Here is a 15,925-nt window from a genome sequence, read left to right on the forward strand (position 1 = left end):
CCCCCTGAGCGTAGTCGCGGAGCCGAAAGCTGATACGGGAGGCGTCCGCTATAGTGATTACTACCATTTTATGTAGGCTATAGCCTGGAAGTGCCTGTACGGACTAAAAAATAGTGCTGCTTGCCGCTCCTTACTACGTTCAATCTATGTTAAGGCTATGACGGATCCGGTTCATCCTTCTTGTCAAGCTCGCTTGCCGGCAGCAAGTCGGCCAAATAGGTAGTGGAATACGTTTTGCTCCATCCTGGGTCATCTCTCACCCGCTTCCACAGCAGGGCAGCCGTTTTCATCCGGTCCTTGATTCCTCTCGTCGCCGGATCGGCGTTAAAATCCCGGACAAACCGGTTCCATTGGTACGTAGCCTCTTCAGAAGAGGCGGCAGCAGGCGCATCCGTCTTTCCTTCGTATACACGGATCAGATCGGCAACCGTCATCTCGAGGTTTCCGGTTCGTTCGGCTTCTCTTAGAGCGGTAGCCATTTCTTTAGTAAATGAAAACCGCTCCTTTCCATAGTATCGCGCAAAAAACTCCCTCGCCTGCCGGTTAAACTTGAAGCCTTCCGGGATAAGCCGCGTCTGAGGCGTGATTTCCCGTGGTGAAGCCTTTTTGCGTATTCGCGTATGGCTTTCTCTCGCATCTGCGACGGTTTCGCCGGACAAAAAGCCTTCGACCCGCTGCTGCATTTCCGCTTTGGTACCTTGAGGGGACAAACCGATGGATTTGCAAATGCCGGCTAACTCCGCCTTATACCAGTAATGCCGCCGGAACTCCGCTACCGTGAGCTGCTCCGAGAAAGGAGGGCGCTCCATTACACATTCTCTCCATTCCATTCATTATAAAATTGCTGCAAATATTGCTCCATAAACCGGTGCCGGGACTTCGCCAATCGTTTGCCGCTGTCCGTGTTCATCAAGTCCGCCAGCTTGAACAGCTTCTCGTAAAAGTGATGGACCGCCGACGCCTCTCCTTTGCGGTATTCCTCGTAGGTAATCTCCGTCCGTACCGGCTGCTCCGGGTCGTAGATCAGATGCCCTTTCCAGCCGGCATAGGCAAAGGTCCGGGCAATCCCAATGGCGCCAAGCGCATCGAGACGATCCGCATCCTGTACAACTTGGGCTTCCTTGGTCGTCACCGGACGGTTATGCCCGCCCTTGTAGGAGATCGTAGCTATAATCTCCAGCACGTGATTTGCGACTTTTTCTTCCGTGTCGTGCGCCTGAAGCCAATTCCGTACCTTGTTCATACCGGCTTCGGCCGAAGGATTCAGCTTCTCGTCGGCCACGTCATGAAGAAGAGCGGCCAATTCACAGACGAACAAATCCGCCTGCTCTTCCATGGCCAGCAAGCGTGCGGTCCGGGCAACCCTGGCGATATGCCACCAGTCATGTCCGCTAGAGTCCGCTTCCAGCTCTTTTTTGGCAAAGGCTGCTGCTTCGAGTAATATCGTCTCTTTGTTCATGTGCTTTGATTATCCCTTCTCTTGGTAAGCTTAATGGATTGAATTCAGTATACCTTACTTTGCTTGAGCGGCAAATTCCCCCAAAAGGCAACGGTACAACTATACAATCATCATTGGCTAGTGCCGCATATGCTACTAAACATGTGAGCAACTCAGTTATGTAAACAGAGTAAGGAGTGGACAATGTGCTATTAGGATTCGTGGAAGTTAGTATCACGGAAGGCTTGAATGCAGGTATAGTCAAATTAATCTTGAACTGCGGATACGATCGGCCGGGCGATCTACATATGATTCAAAATCGCGCCGGGCTGCAGCTGAAACACGGTAAAGCCGAAAGGGAAGTAACATTTGTCGAGGAACAAGGCGATGAATGCTTTTTCAGCTATATTGAGATCAGCCCTGAACTGGCCAAAACGCTCGCAATAAAGGATGGCCAGCGGTTCTCCCTCACCTATTTGGAGGATACGAAGACTGTTATGATGAAGAGGATCGTAACCAGCACCGCTTACGGCTATCTGCTGCAGGAAACGAGAAAGCACCGCGACGATGTCATCGTCATTGGCTATGCGCTGTTAAGCAAGCTCGGTATTCCCGAATCCGTCTCCGGCAATGCGATTGCCGTAAAGAGCGGCAATATGAGCAAACGGGCAAGACTGATCATTCCGGTGAACGAGCTGGATGAGACCTTCCGTCTCACCTCGGCTATTCGGACATCGTTAGGCCTTGCTTCAGGGAAAACTTGGAGGCTGACCTACAATCAAACGACGAAAACGCTCCTAATTGCCTCTTCAACAACTGCAGTTACCCGTTTTTCCAGAAACACTACGGGAACACGGCGTATCTCGAAGCAATGATACTCGCCATGGTCATGAAGATATGTATAACATAACTTAACCATTTTTGGATAAAGAAAATTTAATATCCATTTATTGCTAACCCCTTATCTATAAACCCTCTCGGCATTGTATAGTAAATACAGTCCAACTACTGCGGGAGGTATGAAGGTTGAAATGGCTTGTCTTGCTCCATGTGTTTACAGCCATAATCGGTGTGGGGCCAACTTATTTTTTGCATGTTTTGTACAGAACAAGACAATCTGCGGGAGAGTTCAAGCATGCACTGCGTCTGGGAAGCTTGCTCGATTTATTTCCGAAGGTAGGAGGCAGCCTCTCGGTTATTAGCGGGATTATGCTGGTAGCGTGGTCACCGGTACGATTTCTCGATTTGTGGATTATCGGCTCTCTCCTATTGTACGCTTTGATACAAATTGTCATCATTGGGGTCGTCACACCGAGGCAAAAGCAGCTGAGAGCCATTTTGGAGCAGCGCGAAGGGCTGCAGGACAAGGACATGCTGCCGGGAGATATTCAAGCGAGTATCGCTTCGATTAATAACTGGCTGTACCTCGTCTCCGCTATGGGCATCGTTCTGTTTATTCTCATGATTTTGAAGCCAGTGCTATAAATGAGAACAACCTCCGATCCGATTAACCGGATGGAGGTTGGATATCAACGAGAAACGCGTTCGCCGTGTGCAGATATAGGCAGATTGATGGTAGTCGGAGCTACAGGCTGGCGATCAGATGGGCAAGCAATGCCGATCGCACCGGAATATCCGCAAGCTCCACATATTCGCCCGGAGCATGGGCGAAGTCGCCGCTCGCCCCTAGACCGTCGAGCGTAGGCACACCACAGGCGGCGGTGAAGTTTCCGTCGCTAACGCCGCCGGTCGCCGTCTCCGCAAGGTCGAGGCCGAGCTCCTCGCGCGCTATACACTGCGCGAGCTCGAACAGCCGCGCGCTCTCCGGCGTGCGCTCCATCGGCGGCCGCATCATTCGGCCGCTCACCGACACCCGCGCCAGCGGGTGATACGGCGCGAGCGCGAGCAGCGCAGCATGCACGCGTTCGGCCTCGGCCAGAGTCGGCACGCGAACGTCGATCTCCGCTTCGGCATAATCGGCCACCACATTGGTGCCGATGCCGCCCCGGACTATCCCGACGTTCACGTTGGTGCCGACCGCCGGGTCAGACATCGCGTGCAGCCGCTGGATCTGCAGCGCCATTTCCTGGATCGCGGATACGCCGCGATCCGGCGCAACCCCCGCGTGCGCGGATACGCCGCGCACCTCGAGCCTGTACCGCCCGCTGCCCTTGCGGGCGGTTTTGAGCGCGCCCATGGGAGCCATAGGCGGCTCCAGCACGAGAGCAGCGCATGCATCGCGCGCGAGCTCTTCAATCAGCCCGCGCGATGACGGGCTGCCGATTTCTTCGTCGCTGTTGAGAAACATCGCGACCTGCGTATCCGCAGGCCACATGCCGCTGTCCTGCAGCGCCTTCAAGGCATAGAACGCCTGCAGCACGCCGGCCTTCATATCGTACACGCCGGGGCCGTACGCCTTGCCGTCTCGGATGGCAAACGGCCGCCGGGCGGCTTCGCCTTCCGGCCATACGGTATCGTAATGGCCTACGAGCAGGATGCGGCGCGATCCCGTACCGACTTCGACCAGCAGGCGGTCGCCCGCCTCCGGGTGAGTGAGCCTCTGTACGTTTGCACCGAGCAGCTGATGCGCCAACGTGGCGAACCAGTCGGCCATCCGGTCGTTATGCGCTTTGCTTTTCGACGGCGAGTCCATGTTGACGCAGGCTTCGAGCCGCTTCAGCAGTTCCGGCATTTGATTTTGAATATATCCAAGTAATAACATCGATCTACATAACCTTTCTAGATGAAACCATTTTTGACTGGAAAAATCTTTATTATCAATGAGCCTGGGAGTTCGAGCCGAACAACCGGTCCAGACCGTAAACGAACTCAAGAAGCAATATAAATACAAGGCTGAGCAATATTACGACCGACGAGATCGAGGCGACCAGAGGGTCCAACGTCTCCTGCATATAGCTGAAAATAGCCAAAGGCAGCGTCGTCATAGACGGAGAGACGAGGAACAGTGATACCGTCACATTGTCAAACGAGGTCAGGAACGAAAAGATAAAGCCCGAAATAATGGCCGGCTTCAGCAGCGGAAGCGTAATGTCCCGGAACACTTGACCCGGCTTCGCTCCCAAAATGTAAGCCGCTCTCTCCAACGTATAATCGTAGGAGCTCAAACCGGTTAACGTCAGCCGGACGACAAATGGCACCGAAATGAGAATATGGGTGGCCAGCAGTCCCCAGAACGTTCCGGCAATGGCGATCCGCGTAAAAAAGAGCAGCGCTGCGATCCCGATAATGAGAGAGGGAATCGTAAGCGGCGAGAGCATCAGTGCATGGATGAGCTTTTTGCCGGGGAAGCTGTATTTATGCAGCGCCAAGGCGCAGAGCGTTCCAACCAGCGTGGCAAGCACCGCAGTTACGGCAGCAAGCTCGAGACTGAATACGAAAGCGTCGATAAATTCAGGCCGGTCGGCGATTTTCTCATACCATTTGAATGAGAAGCCTTCCGGCGGAAACGACAGCACGTTTTTGGAAGTAAGCGATACCGGGATAACAACTAGAAGCGGCGAAATGACGAACAGAACGACGCAGAACGTAATGAGGCCAAGCAGTGGAAATCGCCGCATCATGATGAGAACACCTCTTTATACCGTTTCGTTTCGATAATTCGCGTGAACAATGTTACCAGAGCATAGGTGGAGGCCAGCAGCAAGAAGGATAACGCTGCGCCAAGCGGCCAGTTCAAGGTTGCCATAATTTTCTCGTAGGCAATGACGGGCAGAACCTTAACCGAGGTTCCTCCCATTAATGCCGGTGTGACAAAAGCGCTCATCGACAAGCTGAATACAAGTGTAATCCCTGCTATCATTCCCGGCAGACTTAACGGAAGCGTAATGGTCAGGAACGACCGGAGACGCGATGCGCCCAAGATGCCCGCAGCCTTATAGAGAGAAGAATCGATCGAATACAGGCTGGTTGCAATCGACAGCACCATATAGACGATGAATGAGTCGGTCAAGCCGATAACGACGCCCAGCTCGTTATATAACAAGCGCAGCGGTTTATCGATGAGGCCGAGCTTCAGAAGCGTCGTGTTGATCCACCCCTTCTCACCTAGAATGACGACCCAGCCGAAGTTACGGATAACCACGCTGATCAGATGCGGAGAAATGATAAGAAAGGTGACGATCCCCCGCATTTTACCCGTCGTCCTCGCCATAAACATGGCTACCGGATAAGCCAGCACTAACGTTACGATGACGGTATACAGGCTAACCCGGATCGTTCTCCACAAAATGCCGATGTAGTACGGGTCCTGTACGAATAACAAGTAGTTTTGAACCGAGAACTGCTGGTGCTCGTTTTGAACGCTTTGCAAAAAGATATAAAGCATCGGAATAAGAAAAGCTCCCAGCAGCACGATAAGACCGGGGGTCAGCAGCAGGAGCGCCGTGCGCAGCGAACCTTTTGAGGCAATCGTTGAGGCAGCCATCGCTTACCGCTCCTTTCCCGGGAAAACAAATACATCGTCGATGTTCCAGTGCAGCGACACGGCTTGGCCTTCCTGAAGCCGACCCTGCAGCTCCGCCGATTGCACACGGACCATCAGCGTCTCGCCCCCGACCGCAACCTCGCACTCCACGAACGCCCCTAGGAAGGAAAGCTGCTTCACTTGCCCTTGCACAGCTGTCCATTCGGGAGAACCGGATGCCTGAGCTTCATCCAGCGACAATACGATTTTTTCCGGGCGAATATAGATCGACACGTCATCCCCTGCAGCGAAGCTTCCGGACTTCGGATTCGCCCTCAGCTCGAACGGAAGTTTCGATCCTCCTGCTCCGAGAAGCAGACGGGAGTTCTCCATGCCCTTTACCTTTCCGATAATCCGGTTGGATTTGCCGATGAACGTATGCACGAATTCGCTGGCCGGAGCATTGTAAATATCCCACGGGGTTCCGATTTGTTCGACTTTCCCATGGTCGAGCACGACGATCCGGTCGGACAAATACAGCGCTTCCTCCTGATCGTGCGTAACAAAAATGGTCGTCACGCCGGTTTCCTTATGCAATCTTTTCAGCTCGTCCCTTAGCTCTTCTCTCAGCTTGGCGTCCAGGTTGCTGAGCGGTTCGTCGAGCAGCAGCAGCGATGGCTCCGTTACCAGAGCGCGGGCGATGGCGATACGTTGTCTTTGCCCGCCGGACAGCTGCTTCGGATAACGGTCGGCTACATGGGGCAGCTTCACCAGCTCCAGCACGCGTTGTACCCGCTCGGTGATGTCCGCCTTCGGCACTTTGCGCAGCTTCAAGCCGTACGCCACATTGTCTGCGACCGTCATATGAGGGAACAGCGAATACGTCTGAAACACCATGCCCAGGTCTCTCTTGTTGGCGGGTACGCCGTTCATCCGTTGGCCCTTTATGATCAAATCGCCTTGATCGGGATCAAGGAAGCCTGCGATCATATTGAGTGTCGTCGTTTTCCCGCACCCCGAAGGGCCGAGGAAGGAGATGCATTCTCCCTGCTCGATTTGCAAATTAAAATTGTCCACAACCACGTTCGGACCGAACGTTTTTCTTATGCCGTGCAGCTCTACATCATACATTTTACTCACGTTTGCTCACCTATTTTCCTACATGGGGTGCAATCTCTTTGTTGAAACGGTCAATCCACTCCGGCGTTTTGGTGCCAACGGCTTCCAAGTCGAACTTCACAACCTTGCTGCGGTCGAATTCAAGCAGCTTTGCCGTATCATCCGGCAGCTTTACGTTCGTCACCGGATTATAGTACAGCTTGCTCGCGTACATCTTCTGCACATCGTCCGATAGCAGGAACTCGATGAACAGCTTTGCCGCATTAGGATTTTTGGCGCCTTTGATGATGGTAGCTACATTCGGCACCAGATTCGCGCCTTCCTTAGGGACGACGAATTTCAAATCCAGTCCGGCGTCCTTTTGCACCAGGCTGCGGGCCATTGTCCATGTGGTGTAGGCTGCGCTCTTGTTTTGCAAGTTTTGCTGCAGCTGAGCCGCACTTTTGGCGAACGTCGGCATATAGCCTGCGATCGTTTTCATTTTGGCGAAGCCTGCATCCATATTCTTCTCGTTACCGCCATTGGCATAAGCGAGCATGATGAGCGTGGAGCGCCCGAAGTTGCTGGAGATTTCGGACAGAGTCAAATTTCCTTTCATTTCCGGACGGGCCAGATCGTTCCACGATGTCGGAACCGGCAAGTTTTTCTCCTTCAACATCGCCTCGTTATACGAAATGCCCATTGGGGTAAAGTTGACGGCGACGCCGGTGTTGTCCTTCACCTTCAGTTCGTCCGGAACCTTCTTCATGCTTGGGATATCTTTATCGTTAAGCGTGTCCCACAAACCCTCTACGCGACCCGCCTCCTGCTCCCCGCCTTCTACAATCGTCACGTCCATTTGAGGTGAAGCCTTCTGAGCTTTCGCTTTGGCAACGATTTCAGTGGAAACGCCGGATACATATGTCAGCTTCACATCGGGATACTTCTCGTTGAACTTCTTGAAAATTTCATCCTTCATCAGCTGCTCGACCGTTGCGCCGTTACCGGCCACAACCAGCTGCTTTTCCGGTTTGAGCCCGCCTTCTGCAGCCTTTCCTTCCCCTGCCGGAGCAGCGGGCTTGTCCGCCGATGTCCCACAGCCTGCCAGTATGCTTCCGAACAGCATGACTGCCGATAATACGGAAATAGTCTTTTTCTTCATGTAAAATGATCCTCCCTTTTTATAATTGCGATGTATCCTTGCCAAGGAATTCGCCGGTAATCACCTGAAACCAAGCTATTACAGCAAATGACCTTTACAATTCAGAAAATTAACTTGTTCACTATACGTGAACGATGTATACTATATGTGAATCATAAACCGATTCTAGCATGGTTATCCGTTTTTTTCAATTACAAATGTTTACGCTTTCGTCTTAGAGAAAGACTTCTTACGAGGTTCATTAACAGATGAGCGACCTTAAAATTTTGCTTTAGTAAAACTTGCTTCGTAAGCCCAGGCAGTTTTTATCGCCGTATAGATTTTACATCCGATGCCTGAGGACACTTATAAATATTATTGTGGTGAAAAAATGTTTCGGTTATGATAAAATACCAATATTTGCGTAATTGTCTAAGGGAGAGGAAGCATATGGAAACGTATTTATCTTCCGTAAAAAACAGCTGTCATCTGCTAAAGCTGTTTCTCGATACATCCAGCAAGGAGCTCGGCGTTACGGATCTAAGCAAGCGTCTCGGTCTATCCAAAGGCGCCGTTCATAAGCTTCTCATTACGTTGGAGAGTGAAGGGCTTATTAGGCAAAATCCGGCGAATAAGCTCTATTCCCTCGGCTATACGCTGCTGGAGCTAGGAAATAAAGTGCTTAAGGATCACAACATGGTAGAGTTCGCAAGACCGCATCTACTTTCGCTGGCGTCAACGACCAAGGAGCTTGTCTGTTTGTGCGTCATCGACGGCAAAGACGCGATCTACGTTGATAAAATCGATTCGCAATATCCGATTCGGTTCGATATCGAGGTGTATCGGCGGTTTCCGCTGTATGCCACCTCGGCTTCCAGGTCCATCCTGGCGTTTCAGCCGAAGGAAATCATCGACGCCGTGTTGGGCGAGGATCTGCGCACGTTTACTCCATATTCGTTGAAATCGCCGGGAGAAATCGAGCAGCGGCTTGATGCGATAAGGGAGCGTGGCTACGAAGTAAGCTCCAACCTCCGTAACGTCGGTGTGACGGGTATCGCTGCACCTATCTACGATGCATCCGGACAAGTCATCGCCTCCATTAGCACGATAGGTCCTTCCGACCGGATGACGGAATCCCAGGAGCAGTGGATCTCTGCGGTTCTCGAGACGACCCGCAACCTATCCGCAGGCTTGGGCTATAAGAAAATGTACGGTTAAAGATGCTGCCGTAATACAGCCAAAAGCAGCTGCCCATCCATAAATGGCAGCTGCTTTATTGTTATAAGCGCCTTGATTATTCCTTGATCGAGCCGACTAACCGCTTGGCTTCACCCGTCGGTGTCGTGATCGATTCGTAGATATTTACGGTGAGCGGATATTCCTGCTCATCGGTTTTCAGATTATCGAATTGGATGATCTGCGTGCCGCTGACGAGACGATTGACGCCTGTGAAGCTTAACGTTTTGACCGATAGCAGCTTGCCTGTTGGGTCCACCAGCTCCAGCGTCATTTTGGAAAAGCTTTGATCCACGATGACTTGCTCCTGCCGTTCGATATCCAGATCGAGCTTGAGCTTGTATGAGAAGGTCGTCGGAGCAGGCGACGTAACCGGAGCCATATTCGTTCTGGCCGACAGCTGCCACAGGTTCATTTTAACCTTGAACGGATAGAAGGACAGCTCATCCTCATTCACCGTATTTGTTTGCAGCGAGATCCGGTAGGCTCCAATCGTTGTCGAAGCCGGTGCGGCCGTTTTGGTATCGACTAGTTTCAGCACAAAATTCCGATCCTTCATCTCCGCAGGCATAATGTAGGAATAGCTGATCACATACGATGTATTCGGCATAATATCCTGGGTCGTCGTTGTTTGTCTGCTGCCGGCGTAGGACAGGCCGGATTCGGTCACAAGCTTCGTCTGGAACTGAGGCAGCGGAAGCGGCTGCTCGCCCTTATTGCTCAGCTTGAATTTCCCGATGACGGTCTGGTAGCCTTCGCCTTCATTCTCATGCATGTGCATCTCAACCAACGATACGTCCATATTCGGATCGATAGCGTCCGACAGCGCGTCGAATCGGAACGGCGTATTGTATTCGTAAGCATTGCCTTCGATTGAAATATCCGACTGTCCTCCCGATGGCAGCGCGATGTTCAGGCGGCCGATGGAATACGAGGTCTGTGTCGGCGTTCCTTTGGCATCCAGCTGCTTGAACGTTTCCGTCGTCAGCAGGTTCAAGCTGGCCAAGGACGTATCTTTCTCAATAGCGACGGTATAGTGGATGTAGCGCTGCTCTTGAGGATCGAGAGAAATTGGCCCTTGCTCCACCCTTTTGCCGGGGAATACGTTCGGATCCGAGCCGGTTTGGTTCGCCGTCCGCCCATCCAGGCTGAACTCCGGCAGCGTTTCTTTTTTGCCGGAAGGGTTCTCAACCAGCAGCTTCACCGTCGTTACCGTCCCCTGCTGCGTCGTATCTTTCTGTACCGCAACCGGAGTGTAGACTAGCGGAGAGTCGATATTCGGTATACGGAACGTTTCTCCCCATGTTTTCTTGTATTCAGGTTCGGTGATTTCAGACAAGGGACCACTCCATATGTTGCTAGATACTGGAATGTTCAACAGCGTTGTTTCGGTTTTGGGATACGTGTACCAGTCGACGGAGAACCAGGACAGCCCGGTCAAGCTAACTTGATCTTTACGGTCCACCGTTGCCATATAGCTCAATTCCTCGGTTGTGTTAGGTCGGATCGCATGAGCGTTAAATACGCTGGCCTGCAGTGTGTATTCGTAACCGTCGGCGGTGGTAACCCGCATATCCGTTTCCGGAATTTTAATAACCTTCGAGCTGGTGCTCTTCATCCGGATGGTTGCGGCGATTCGCAGTCCGTCGGAAGTGGCTTCGTTCAATAGGCTTTTGACTTCTACACTTAAGGAATCCGTTAGTTGATATACGGTCACCGCCTGTTCGGGAGCGATGAAGCTGATCCCCGCCGGAAGTGCCGAAGCGGATGCCTCGACGGCTCCACTTAATTGTCCCATGGTCAATAAAGACAAACCAAAAACGATTGCCAAAGATTTTCTGTTCGTACTCATGCTGCTATCTCCTCCATACCCGTCTTCACGTTCATTTTGCGGTGCTCCCACATTATCATCAATCCGATTCCTAAGGACAATATGCCGATCATCAATACAAAGACCCCGATTTCCGCTGTAAAATATGACAAGCTGCCTCCGCGATAGCCGATGCCGCGAATGAACTTGAACAACCAGGTCAAAGGAAGCATGTGGCTTATCACTTGGATCGGATAAGGGAATATAATCGTCGCTACCTGCACGCCGGACAGCATAAAGGACGGATATACAATGGCGTATGTCCTCAGAGCCACCTTAGACGGCTCCGACGCCGACCATCCTACCAGCATCCCCATATAGGAGATCGTCAGCGTATATAACAGCAGGGGAATGACAAAAGCGGTCGCGCTGCCTGCGAACCTCAAGCCGCCCAGCTGCTTCAGCATCCCGAACGCCAGCAGCAGACTGATGCACGTGATTACCGAGTACGGCACGACCCTTAGCCATAACCCTAGCGGCCGACTCAGCGCTTGCGCCAACGTACCTTCTACCCGCAGTCTCGGGACGATTGAAGCGGTGGCGATAGCGGTAATTCCCAGCGCAACTACGTTGACAAAGCCTATAACCATGAAGCCGATAAAATCGGAGGTCGGATTGTACAGCAGACGCTGCTGCATCGATATCGGAGCGGCAATTCCCGCTGCACTTTCATCGCTAAGTCCCATTACTTTCAGTTTGCCGACGGACAGAGACAAATTCTCGATGGTGATCAGCTCTTGAATGCCGTTACGAATATTGCCTACAGCAGAGGGCATCGTGTTGTCGATCAATACCCCCACGTTCACCTGTTTGCCTTGGTACCTCAGCTGCTCCATGCCTCTCGGCAAGTAGATGACGGCTATGTATTTCTCGTTCGCCAGCAATGTATCGGGCTGTACCGCTTGGTAGAACACATCGGTCACATTCATATATTGCGATGCGTTCACCTTCTCCGTAAACTGCCGGCTGTATATGCTGTTGTCTTCATCGACGACTGCAATCGGCGCTTCGTTAATCTGGCTGTTCTGGAACATATATCCGAACAGGGCGGCTACAAGCAGCGGAGCGATCAGAATCGCCGGAATGAACTTGCTCGTAAGCGCAAATCGCCATTCATCGAGCTGGGATCTCATCGACATGTACCTCCGCAGTCATTCCCGGCAGCAGCTTGTCGGTCCGGTCAATGTAAATTCTCGCTTGGAATGTGTTCAAGTCGGCCGTACCTTTCTCACGGCTCATTCTTAAGCTTGCGAATTGCGGTGCAGCCGTTACGAAATGGACCCGGCCATCCAGTACTTGATCCGGCAGCGCAGCAAAATGCACCGGTATGGTCATATCCGGCTTCAGCTTGCCGACCTGCTGCTCACTGACGTACAGATCGAAGTACAGCTTCTCCGTCTCGATGATGACGACGGGAGCGCCGGATCCTACGTTCTCGCCCGTCTTGGGAACGATCTTCACGACCTTGCCGTCCGATGGCGCCTTCAAGGTCATCCGATCCTTCTGGATCTGCAGCGATTGCAGCAGGATGTTCTGCTGCTCCAGCTGCTTCGCCAGAGCGTCCAATCCGATTCGCTGATTGTCGATATCTTCTTGACCCAGCTGGTTTTGCTCCAGTACGGCTTGAGCTTTGTCCGCCATAAGAGCAGCCTGTTGACGCTCCTCCTTGGTCGCGCCGTTCGTCATTTTATCCAGCACGGCCTGCTGCTGATTTCGCGCATTCTCGAGCGTAGTCAGCTGGTTTTTGGCGTTCTCCATCGCATCTCTGTGGTCCTTGTAGGAGTAAGGGTTCTTATCGTAGGTTTCCTCCATATTCAACAGCTGGTTATACAGCTTCAAGGCGTGGTTGTAGGAATCGGACGCTGCTGTAACAGCCAGCCTCTGTCTCTCGATATCTTCGGATCGTGCCCCTTCCTCCACCTGCTGCTGCGATGTCTTGGCTTGGGCCACTCCGATTTGCGCCTGCTTCAATGCATTGTTCAGCTTTTCCTGGGCGACCTGGAGCCCGTCCTGGCTCTGCTTCAGCTTCAACGTCGTAACCTCAATGTCGGCCTGCGCCTTTTGCAGCTGCAAATCGATGTCCGTCGGGTCGAGGGTCAGCAGCACATCCCCTTTCTTCACAGGCTGTTCCTCCTGGATCGGCACACCGACAACCTTGCCTCCAACGCCTTGAAAAGATATGTTCACTTGCTCCGCCGTCACAATGCTCGCCTTCTGATTGGCGGCCAACGTTACCGCATCCTTGCCTTCTGCGGACAGCATGAAACCTCCGCCCCCCAAAGCAATGGCCAATACAGCCAATACCGCTGCATTCCGTTTCATTTCTCTCTCTACTCCTCCCATGATGCTGTTATATCTATTGGAATCAGGAGGCTAACTCCTGCATTTCAATCCGTTAAAAATAAACTGGGTCGTGTAGGATACGACGGACTCCAGACTGTCTTCCTTCCCGGCTTGCGGTTCGCCGGACCCGAATACAGGATCTAGGAAAGGGCTGATACGGGAAAAGATCAAAGTACCTACGACAAAATGCATCGTATGCTTCAGCGAGTCGTATTCGAAACAGCCCTTGTCGCGGCCTGCCTGCAAAATATGTCGCAATCCAAGCCATAGCGAAAACAATAATTGCTGCACCTTCTCCAGCCTCGGACTTTGCATCATGACTTCCTGCTGCAGCATATTAATGAGCTCCGGTTCCGCCATCCGGAATCGAACGAACTCGCGGATGAACGACCGCAGATCTTCTTCCGGATCCTTCAATTCATAAGCGGTATGTAAAAAGTCCGGCGCGAACGTGTCGAACAACGCGTAATATACGTTCTCCTTGCCTCCAAAATGGTAGGAAATGAGGGCAAGAGCCACTCCTGCCTCATCGCAGATTTGCCTTACTGTAGTTCCTTCAAAGCCTTTGCGCGCAAACAATATTTTCGCCGCATCGAGAATTTTCAGCTTTACATCTTTCGCATCCTGTTTCATTCGAACCTCCTGTCGGCGCACGCCGAATTCATTGAGATAGCTTCCTATGTATAAAATTCCCTTAGTTAGTCGGGTTCAACCATGGGCTCTTTAGTATCATAAAAACCCATTGGGAAAAGTGCATATATTGAACAATTGTTTTGAACGATTGTTTTGAACAAATGTTCAAATTAGCTATAATTGGATGATACATCGGTCTTTGAAGACTTGTCAAGAGGATTTGTCCAAAAACTACCCCTTGATTTCCTGAATTTCCCTCGAATCTTATAATGGATATAGAGAGAAGACACATTAAGGAGAAGGAGTAGTGAAGTGAACAAGAAATTTTCATGGAAACGATTTGGACGAGTCAGCAAGTCGATAGCCGCCAGCCTCATCGCACTCCAGGCTTTTTCCTTTGCAGGCATTGCCGGGAATACGGCAGCTGCAGCGGAGCCGAATGTCGTCAGCACGTGGATGTGGAATCCTTATCTCATCCAGAACAAAGATGCGACTCTTACCCAACTGAAAGAACACGAAGTGAACCGGGTCTATTTGTTCATAGATCCCGATTTTCCGGCGACGTACTACAAAAGCTTCATTAAGGAAGCCAAGACGAGGGGTATCGACGTATTTGCCTTGTCCGGGGCGCCGAACTGGGTACTTCCCGAGCATAACAAGAAAATGTACCAGTTCATTTATTGGGTTAAGCAGTATAACAGCTCTGCTTCTCCCGAGGAGCAGTTCTCCGGGATTCATCTGGACGTAGAACCCTATGTACTGCCTCAATGGAGCGAGAATTCCGACGCGGTGATCGGATTGTGGATGGACACCGTAAGCGGCTTTGTAGAGGAAGTTAAAGCGGATACGGACCTAACCGTCGGTATGGATATGCCGGTATGGCTCAATTATACGGATGTTAGGGACGGCTACGGCGGCAGAACGACATTATCCAATTGGTTCATCGGCAGGGTCGATCAAGTGACGCTTATGGCTTACGTGGATAATGCTAAAGGGATTACGGAATCCGTCCAGCAGGAAATGGCGGAAGCGGACCGCGCAGGCGTACCCGTGCTGGTTGCCGTAGAAACCGTGAATAATAACGAGCACGGCACCAGCTTTTATGATAAAGGCAGCGCAGTTATGAAAACCGAATTGAACAGCGTTATCGAAACATTGCGGGTCCATCCGTCTTTCCGAGGCTACAGTGTTCATGAATGGGACCGCTGGATTGAATTAAAGCCCTGACCAGGCAATGAGCAATCATAACAAACGACCTCCAACCATCCTATCCGATGGGAAGAGGCCGTTCTTTTTTTTAACCTCAATTAATGATGATGATGATGCCGTTTGGAACACATGCAATGACTTTTGCCATGATGTTTTTTGGAATGGTGGTGCTTACCGTGATGATCCTCGCATTTCATTTTTGTCGCTTTATGCACATGCTTCAAGAATACGGGTCCGACCCAAAGACGAGCATGCTTGTTGTCTCCATGTTTTACGTGTTTTACGTGTTTTACGTGTTTTACGTGTTTCACATGCTTCACATGCTTGCATTTGCATGAATGCACATGTTTATGCTTTGTCCATCTCGGCTTTCTTTTCTTCTTTGGATGACAGCTGCAAAAATGATGTTTACCCATCGATGATCATCCTCCTTAGAATTCGACAATCGATGTATTGTATGAATTCCGGGGATTATCCGTGCAGACGAACCCTATCGGCTATAACCCATTTATCGGTACAAATGTATTGGTTTGT

At 51.5% G+C, this 15,925-nt stretch carries 15 protein-coding genes; 4 read left to right on the top strand and 11 right to left on the bottom strand.

Features of this window, described 5'->3' with window-relative positions:
* Positions 1-155: 155 nt before the first annotated feature.
* Positions 156-809, bottom strand: coding sequence for an SAP domain-containing protein (locus ACFQ88_RS31785; RefSeq protein ID WP_379460802.1), 654 nt, complete (start codon positions 807-809; stop codon positions 156-158).
* Positions 809-1,459, bottom strand: coding sequence for an HD domain-containing protein (locus ACFQ88_RS31790; RefSeq protein ID WP_239633941.1), 651 nt, complete (start codon positions 1,457-1,459; stop codon positions 809-811). Before ACFQ88_RS31790 ends, ACFQ88_RS31785 begins: the two co-directional genes overlap by 1 nt.
* 185 nt (positions 1,460-1,644) lie before the next feature.
* Between ACFQ88_RS31790 and ACFQ88_RS31795 the strand changes: the two genes are divergently transcribed.
* Complete coding sequence (locus tag ACFQ88_RS31795; RefSeq protein WP_239633940.1) at positions 1,645-2,313, top strand: hypothetical protein; 669 nt, start codon at positions 1,645-1,647, stop codon at positions 2,311-2,313.
* Positions 2,314-2,464: 151 nt separating this feature from the next.
* Positions 2,465-2,923, top strand: coding sequence for a DUF2269 family protein (locus tag ACFQ88_RS31800; protein ID WP_379460805.1), 459 nt, complete (start codon positions 2,465-2,467; stop codon positions 2,921-2,923).
* A gap of 100 nt (positions 2,924-3,023) precedes the next feature.
* On the opposite strand, the gene ACFQ88_RS31805 is transcribed toward ACFQ88_RS31800, so the two are convergent.
* From ACFQ88_RS31805 to ACFQ88_RS31825, 5 genes are read right to left on the bottom strand one after another with little or no spacing between them, the layout of a single operon-like run.
* Positions 3,024-4,160 (bottom strand): M20 family metallopeptidase, encoded by a 1,137-nt coding sequence (locus tag ACFQ88_RS31805; protein WP_379460807.1) that lies wholly within the window; start codon positions 4,158-4,160, stop codon positions 3,024-3,026.
* Between the two features lie 55 nt (positions 4,161-4,215).
* Complete coding sequence (locus ACFQ88_RS31810; RefSeq protein ID WP_379460809.1) at positions 4,216-5,019, bottom strand: ABC transporter permease; 804 nt, start codon at positions 5,017-5,019, stop codon at positions 4,216-4,218.
* Positions 5,016-5,882 (bottom strand): ABC transporter permease, encoded by an 867-nt coding sequence (locus tag ACFQ88_RS31815; RefSeq protein ID WP_239633937.1) that lies wholly within the window; start codon positions 5,880-5,882, stop codon positions 5,016-5,018. Before ACFQ88_RS31815 ends, ACFQ88_RS31810 begins: the two co-directional genes overlap by 4 nt.
* Positions 5,883-5,885: 3 nt before the next feature.
* Positions 5,886-7,001, bottom strand: a complete 1,116-nt coding sequence (locus tag ACFQ88_RS31820) for an ABC transporter ATP-binding protein (protein WP_239633936.1) — start codon at positions 6,999-7,001, stop codon at positions 5,886-5,888.
* A 10-nt stretch (positions 7,002-7,011) separates the two neighbouring features.
* Complete coding sequence (locus ACFQ88_RS31825) at positions 7,012-8,121, bottom strand: ABC transporter substrate-binding protein (protein WP_379460812.1); 1,110 nt, start codon at positions 8,119-8,121, stop codon at positions 7,012-7,014.
* A 429-nt stretch (positions 8,122-8,550) separates the two neighbouring features.
* Here ACFQ88_RS31825 and ACFQ88_RS31830 point away from each other — a divergent pair, with 429 nt between their 5' ends.
* The gene (locus tag ACFQ88_RS31830) at positions 8,551-9,318 is read left to right on the top strand and encodes an IclR family transcriptional regulator (protein ID WP_239633934.1); all 768 of its coding nucleotides are present in this window, start codon (positions 8,551-8,553) and stop codon (positions 9,316-9,318) included.
* Positions 9,319-9,394: 76 nt separating this feature from the next.
* Here the strand turns inward: ACFQ88_RS31830 and ACFQ88_RS31835 are convergent, their stop codons facing one another.
* From ACFQ88_RS31835 to ACFQ88_RS31850, 4 genes are read right to left on the bottom strand one after another with little or no spacing between them, the layout of a single operon-like run.
* The gene (locus ACFQ88_RS31835; RefSeq protein ID WP_379460815.1) at positions 9,395-11,188 is read right to left on the bottom strand and encodes a hypothetical protein; all 1,794 of its coding nucleotides are present in this window, start codon (positions 11,186-11,188) and stop codon (positions 9,395-9,397) included.
* Positions 11,185-12,339, bottom strand: coding sequence for an ABC transporter permease (locus tag ACFQ88_RS31840; protein ID WP_379460817.1), 1,155 nt, complete (start codon positions 12,337-12,339; stop codon positions 11,185-11,187). Before ACFQ88_RS31840 ends, ACFQ88_RS31835 begins: the two co-directional genes overlap by 4 nt.
* Positions 12,320-13,528: an HlyD family secretion protein gene (locus ACFQ88_RS31845; protein ID WP_239633931.1), complete on the bottom strand. Its 1,209-nt coding sequence runs from the start codon at positions 13,526-13,528 to the stop codon at positions 12,320-12,322. The genes ACFQ88_RS31840 and ACFQ88_RS31845 overlap by 20 nt, the downstream gene beginning before the upstream one ends.
* 51 nt (positions 13,529-13,579) lie before the next feature.
* On the bottom strand, positions 13,580-14,182 hold the full coding sequence (locus ACFQ88_RS31850) for a TetR/AcrR family transcriptional regulator (RefSeq protein WP_379460819.1): 603 nt from the start codon (positions 14,180-14,182) through the stop codon (positions 13,580-13,582).
* A 312-nt stretch (positions 14,183-14,494) separates the two neighbouring features.
* Here ACFQ88_RS31850 and ACFQ88_RS31855 point away from each other — a divergent pair, with 312 nt between their 5' ends.
* Entirely contained in the window at positions 14,495-15,409 is a 915-nt protein-coding gene (locus tag ACFQ88_RS31855; protein WP_379460821.1) for a hypothetical protein, read from the top strand.
* The last annotated feature ends 516 nt before the right edge of the window (positions 15,410-15,925 follow it).

Origin of the sequence: Paenibacillus sp. NPDC056579 (assembly GCF_042793215.1) — a bacterium.
Taxonomy (GTDB): domain Bacteria; phylum Bacillota; class Bacilli; order Paenibacillales; family NBRC-103111; genus Paenibacillus_S.

Excerpts from the sequence above, each read along its gene's own strand:
- ACFQ88_RS31785 (WP_379460802.1), bottom strand. The coding sequence starts at position 809 with ATGGAGCGCCCTCCTTTCTCGGAGCAGCTCACGGTAGCGGAGTTCCGG.
- ACFQ88_RS31790 (WP_239633941.1), bottom strand. The coding sequence starts at position 1,459 with ATGAACAAAGAGACGATATTACTCGAAGCAGCAGCCTTTGCCAAAAAA.
- ACFQ88_RS31805 (WP_379460807.1), bottom strand. The coding sequence starts at position 4,160 with ATGTTATTACTTGGATATATTCAAAATCAAATGCCGGAACTGCTGAAG.
- ACFQ88_RS31810 (WP_379460809.1), bottom strand. The coding sequence starts at position 5,019 with ATGATGCGGCGATTTCCACTGCTTGGCCTCATTACGTTCTGCGTCGTT.
- ACFQ88_RS31815 (WP_239633937.1), bottom strand. The coding sequence starts at position 5,882 with ATGGCTGCCTCAACGATTGCCTCAAAAGGTTCGCTGCGCACGGCGCTC.
- ACFQ88_RS31825 (WP_379460812.1), bottom strand. The coding sequence starts at position 8,121 with ATGAAGAAAAAGACTATTTCCGTATTATCGGCAGTCATGCTGTTCGGA.
- ACFQ88_RS31830 (WP_239633934.1), top strand. The coding sequence starts at position 8,551 with ATGGAAACGTATTTATCTTCCGTAAAAAACAGCTGTCATCTGCTAAAG.
- ACFQ88_RS31835 (WP_379460815.1), bottom strand. The coding sequence starts at position 11,188 with ATGAGTACGAACAGAAAATCTTTGGCAATCGTTTTTGGTTTGTCTTTA.
- ACFQ88_RS31840 (WP_379460817.1), bottom strand. The coding sequence starts at position 12,339 with ATGAGATCCCAGCTCGATGAATGGCGATTTGCGCTTACGAGCAAGTTC.
- ACFQ88_RS31845 (WP_239633931.1), bottom strand. The coding sequence starts at position 13,528 with ATGAAACGGAATGCAGCGGTATTGGCTGTATTGGCCATTGCTTTGGGG.
- ACFQ88_RS31850 (WP_379460819.1), bottom strand. The coding sequence starts at position 14,182 with ATGAAACAGGATGCGAAAGATGTAAAGCTGAAAATTCTCGATGCGGCG.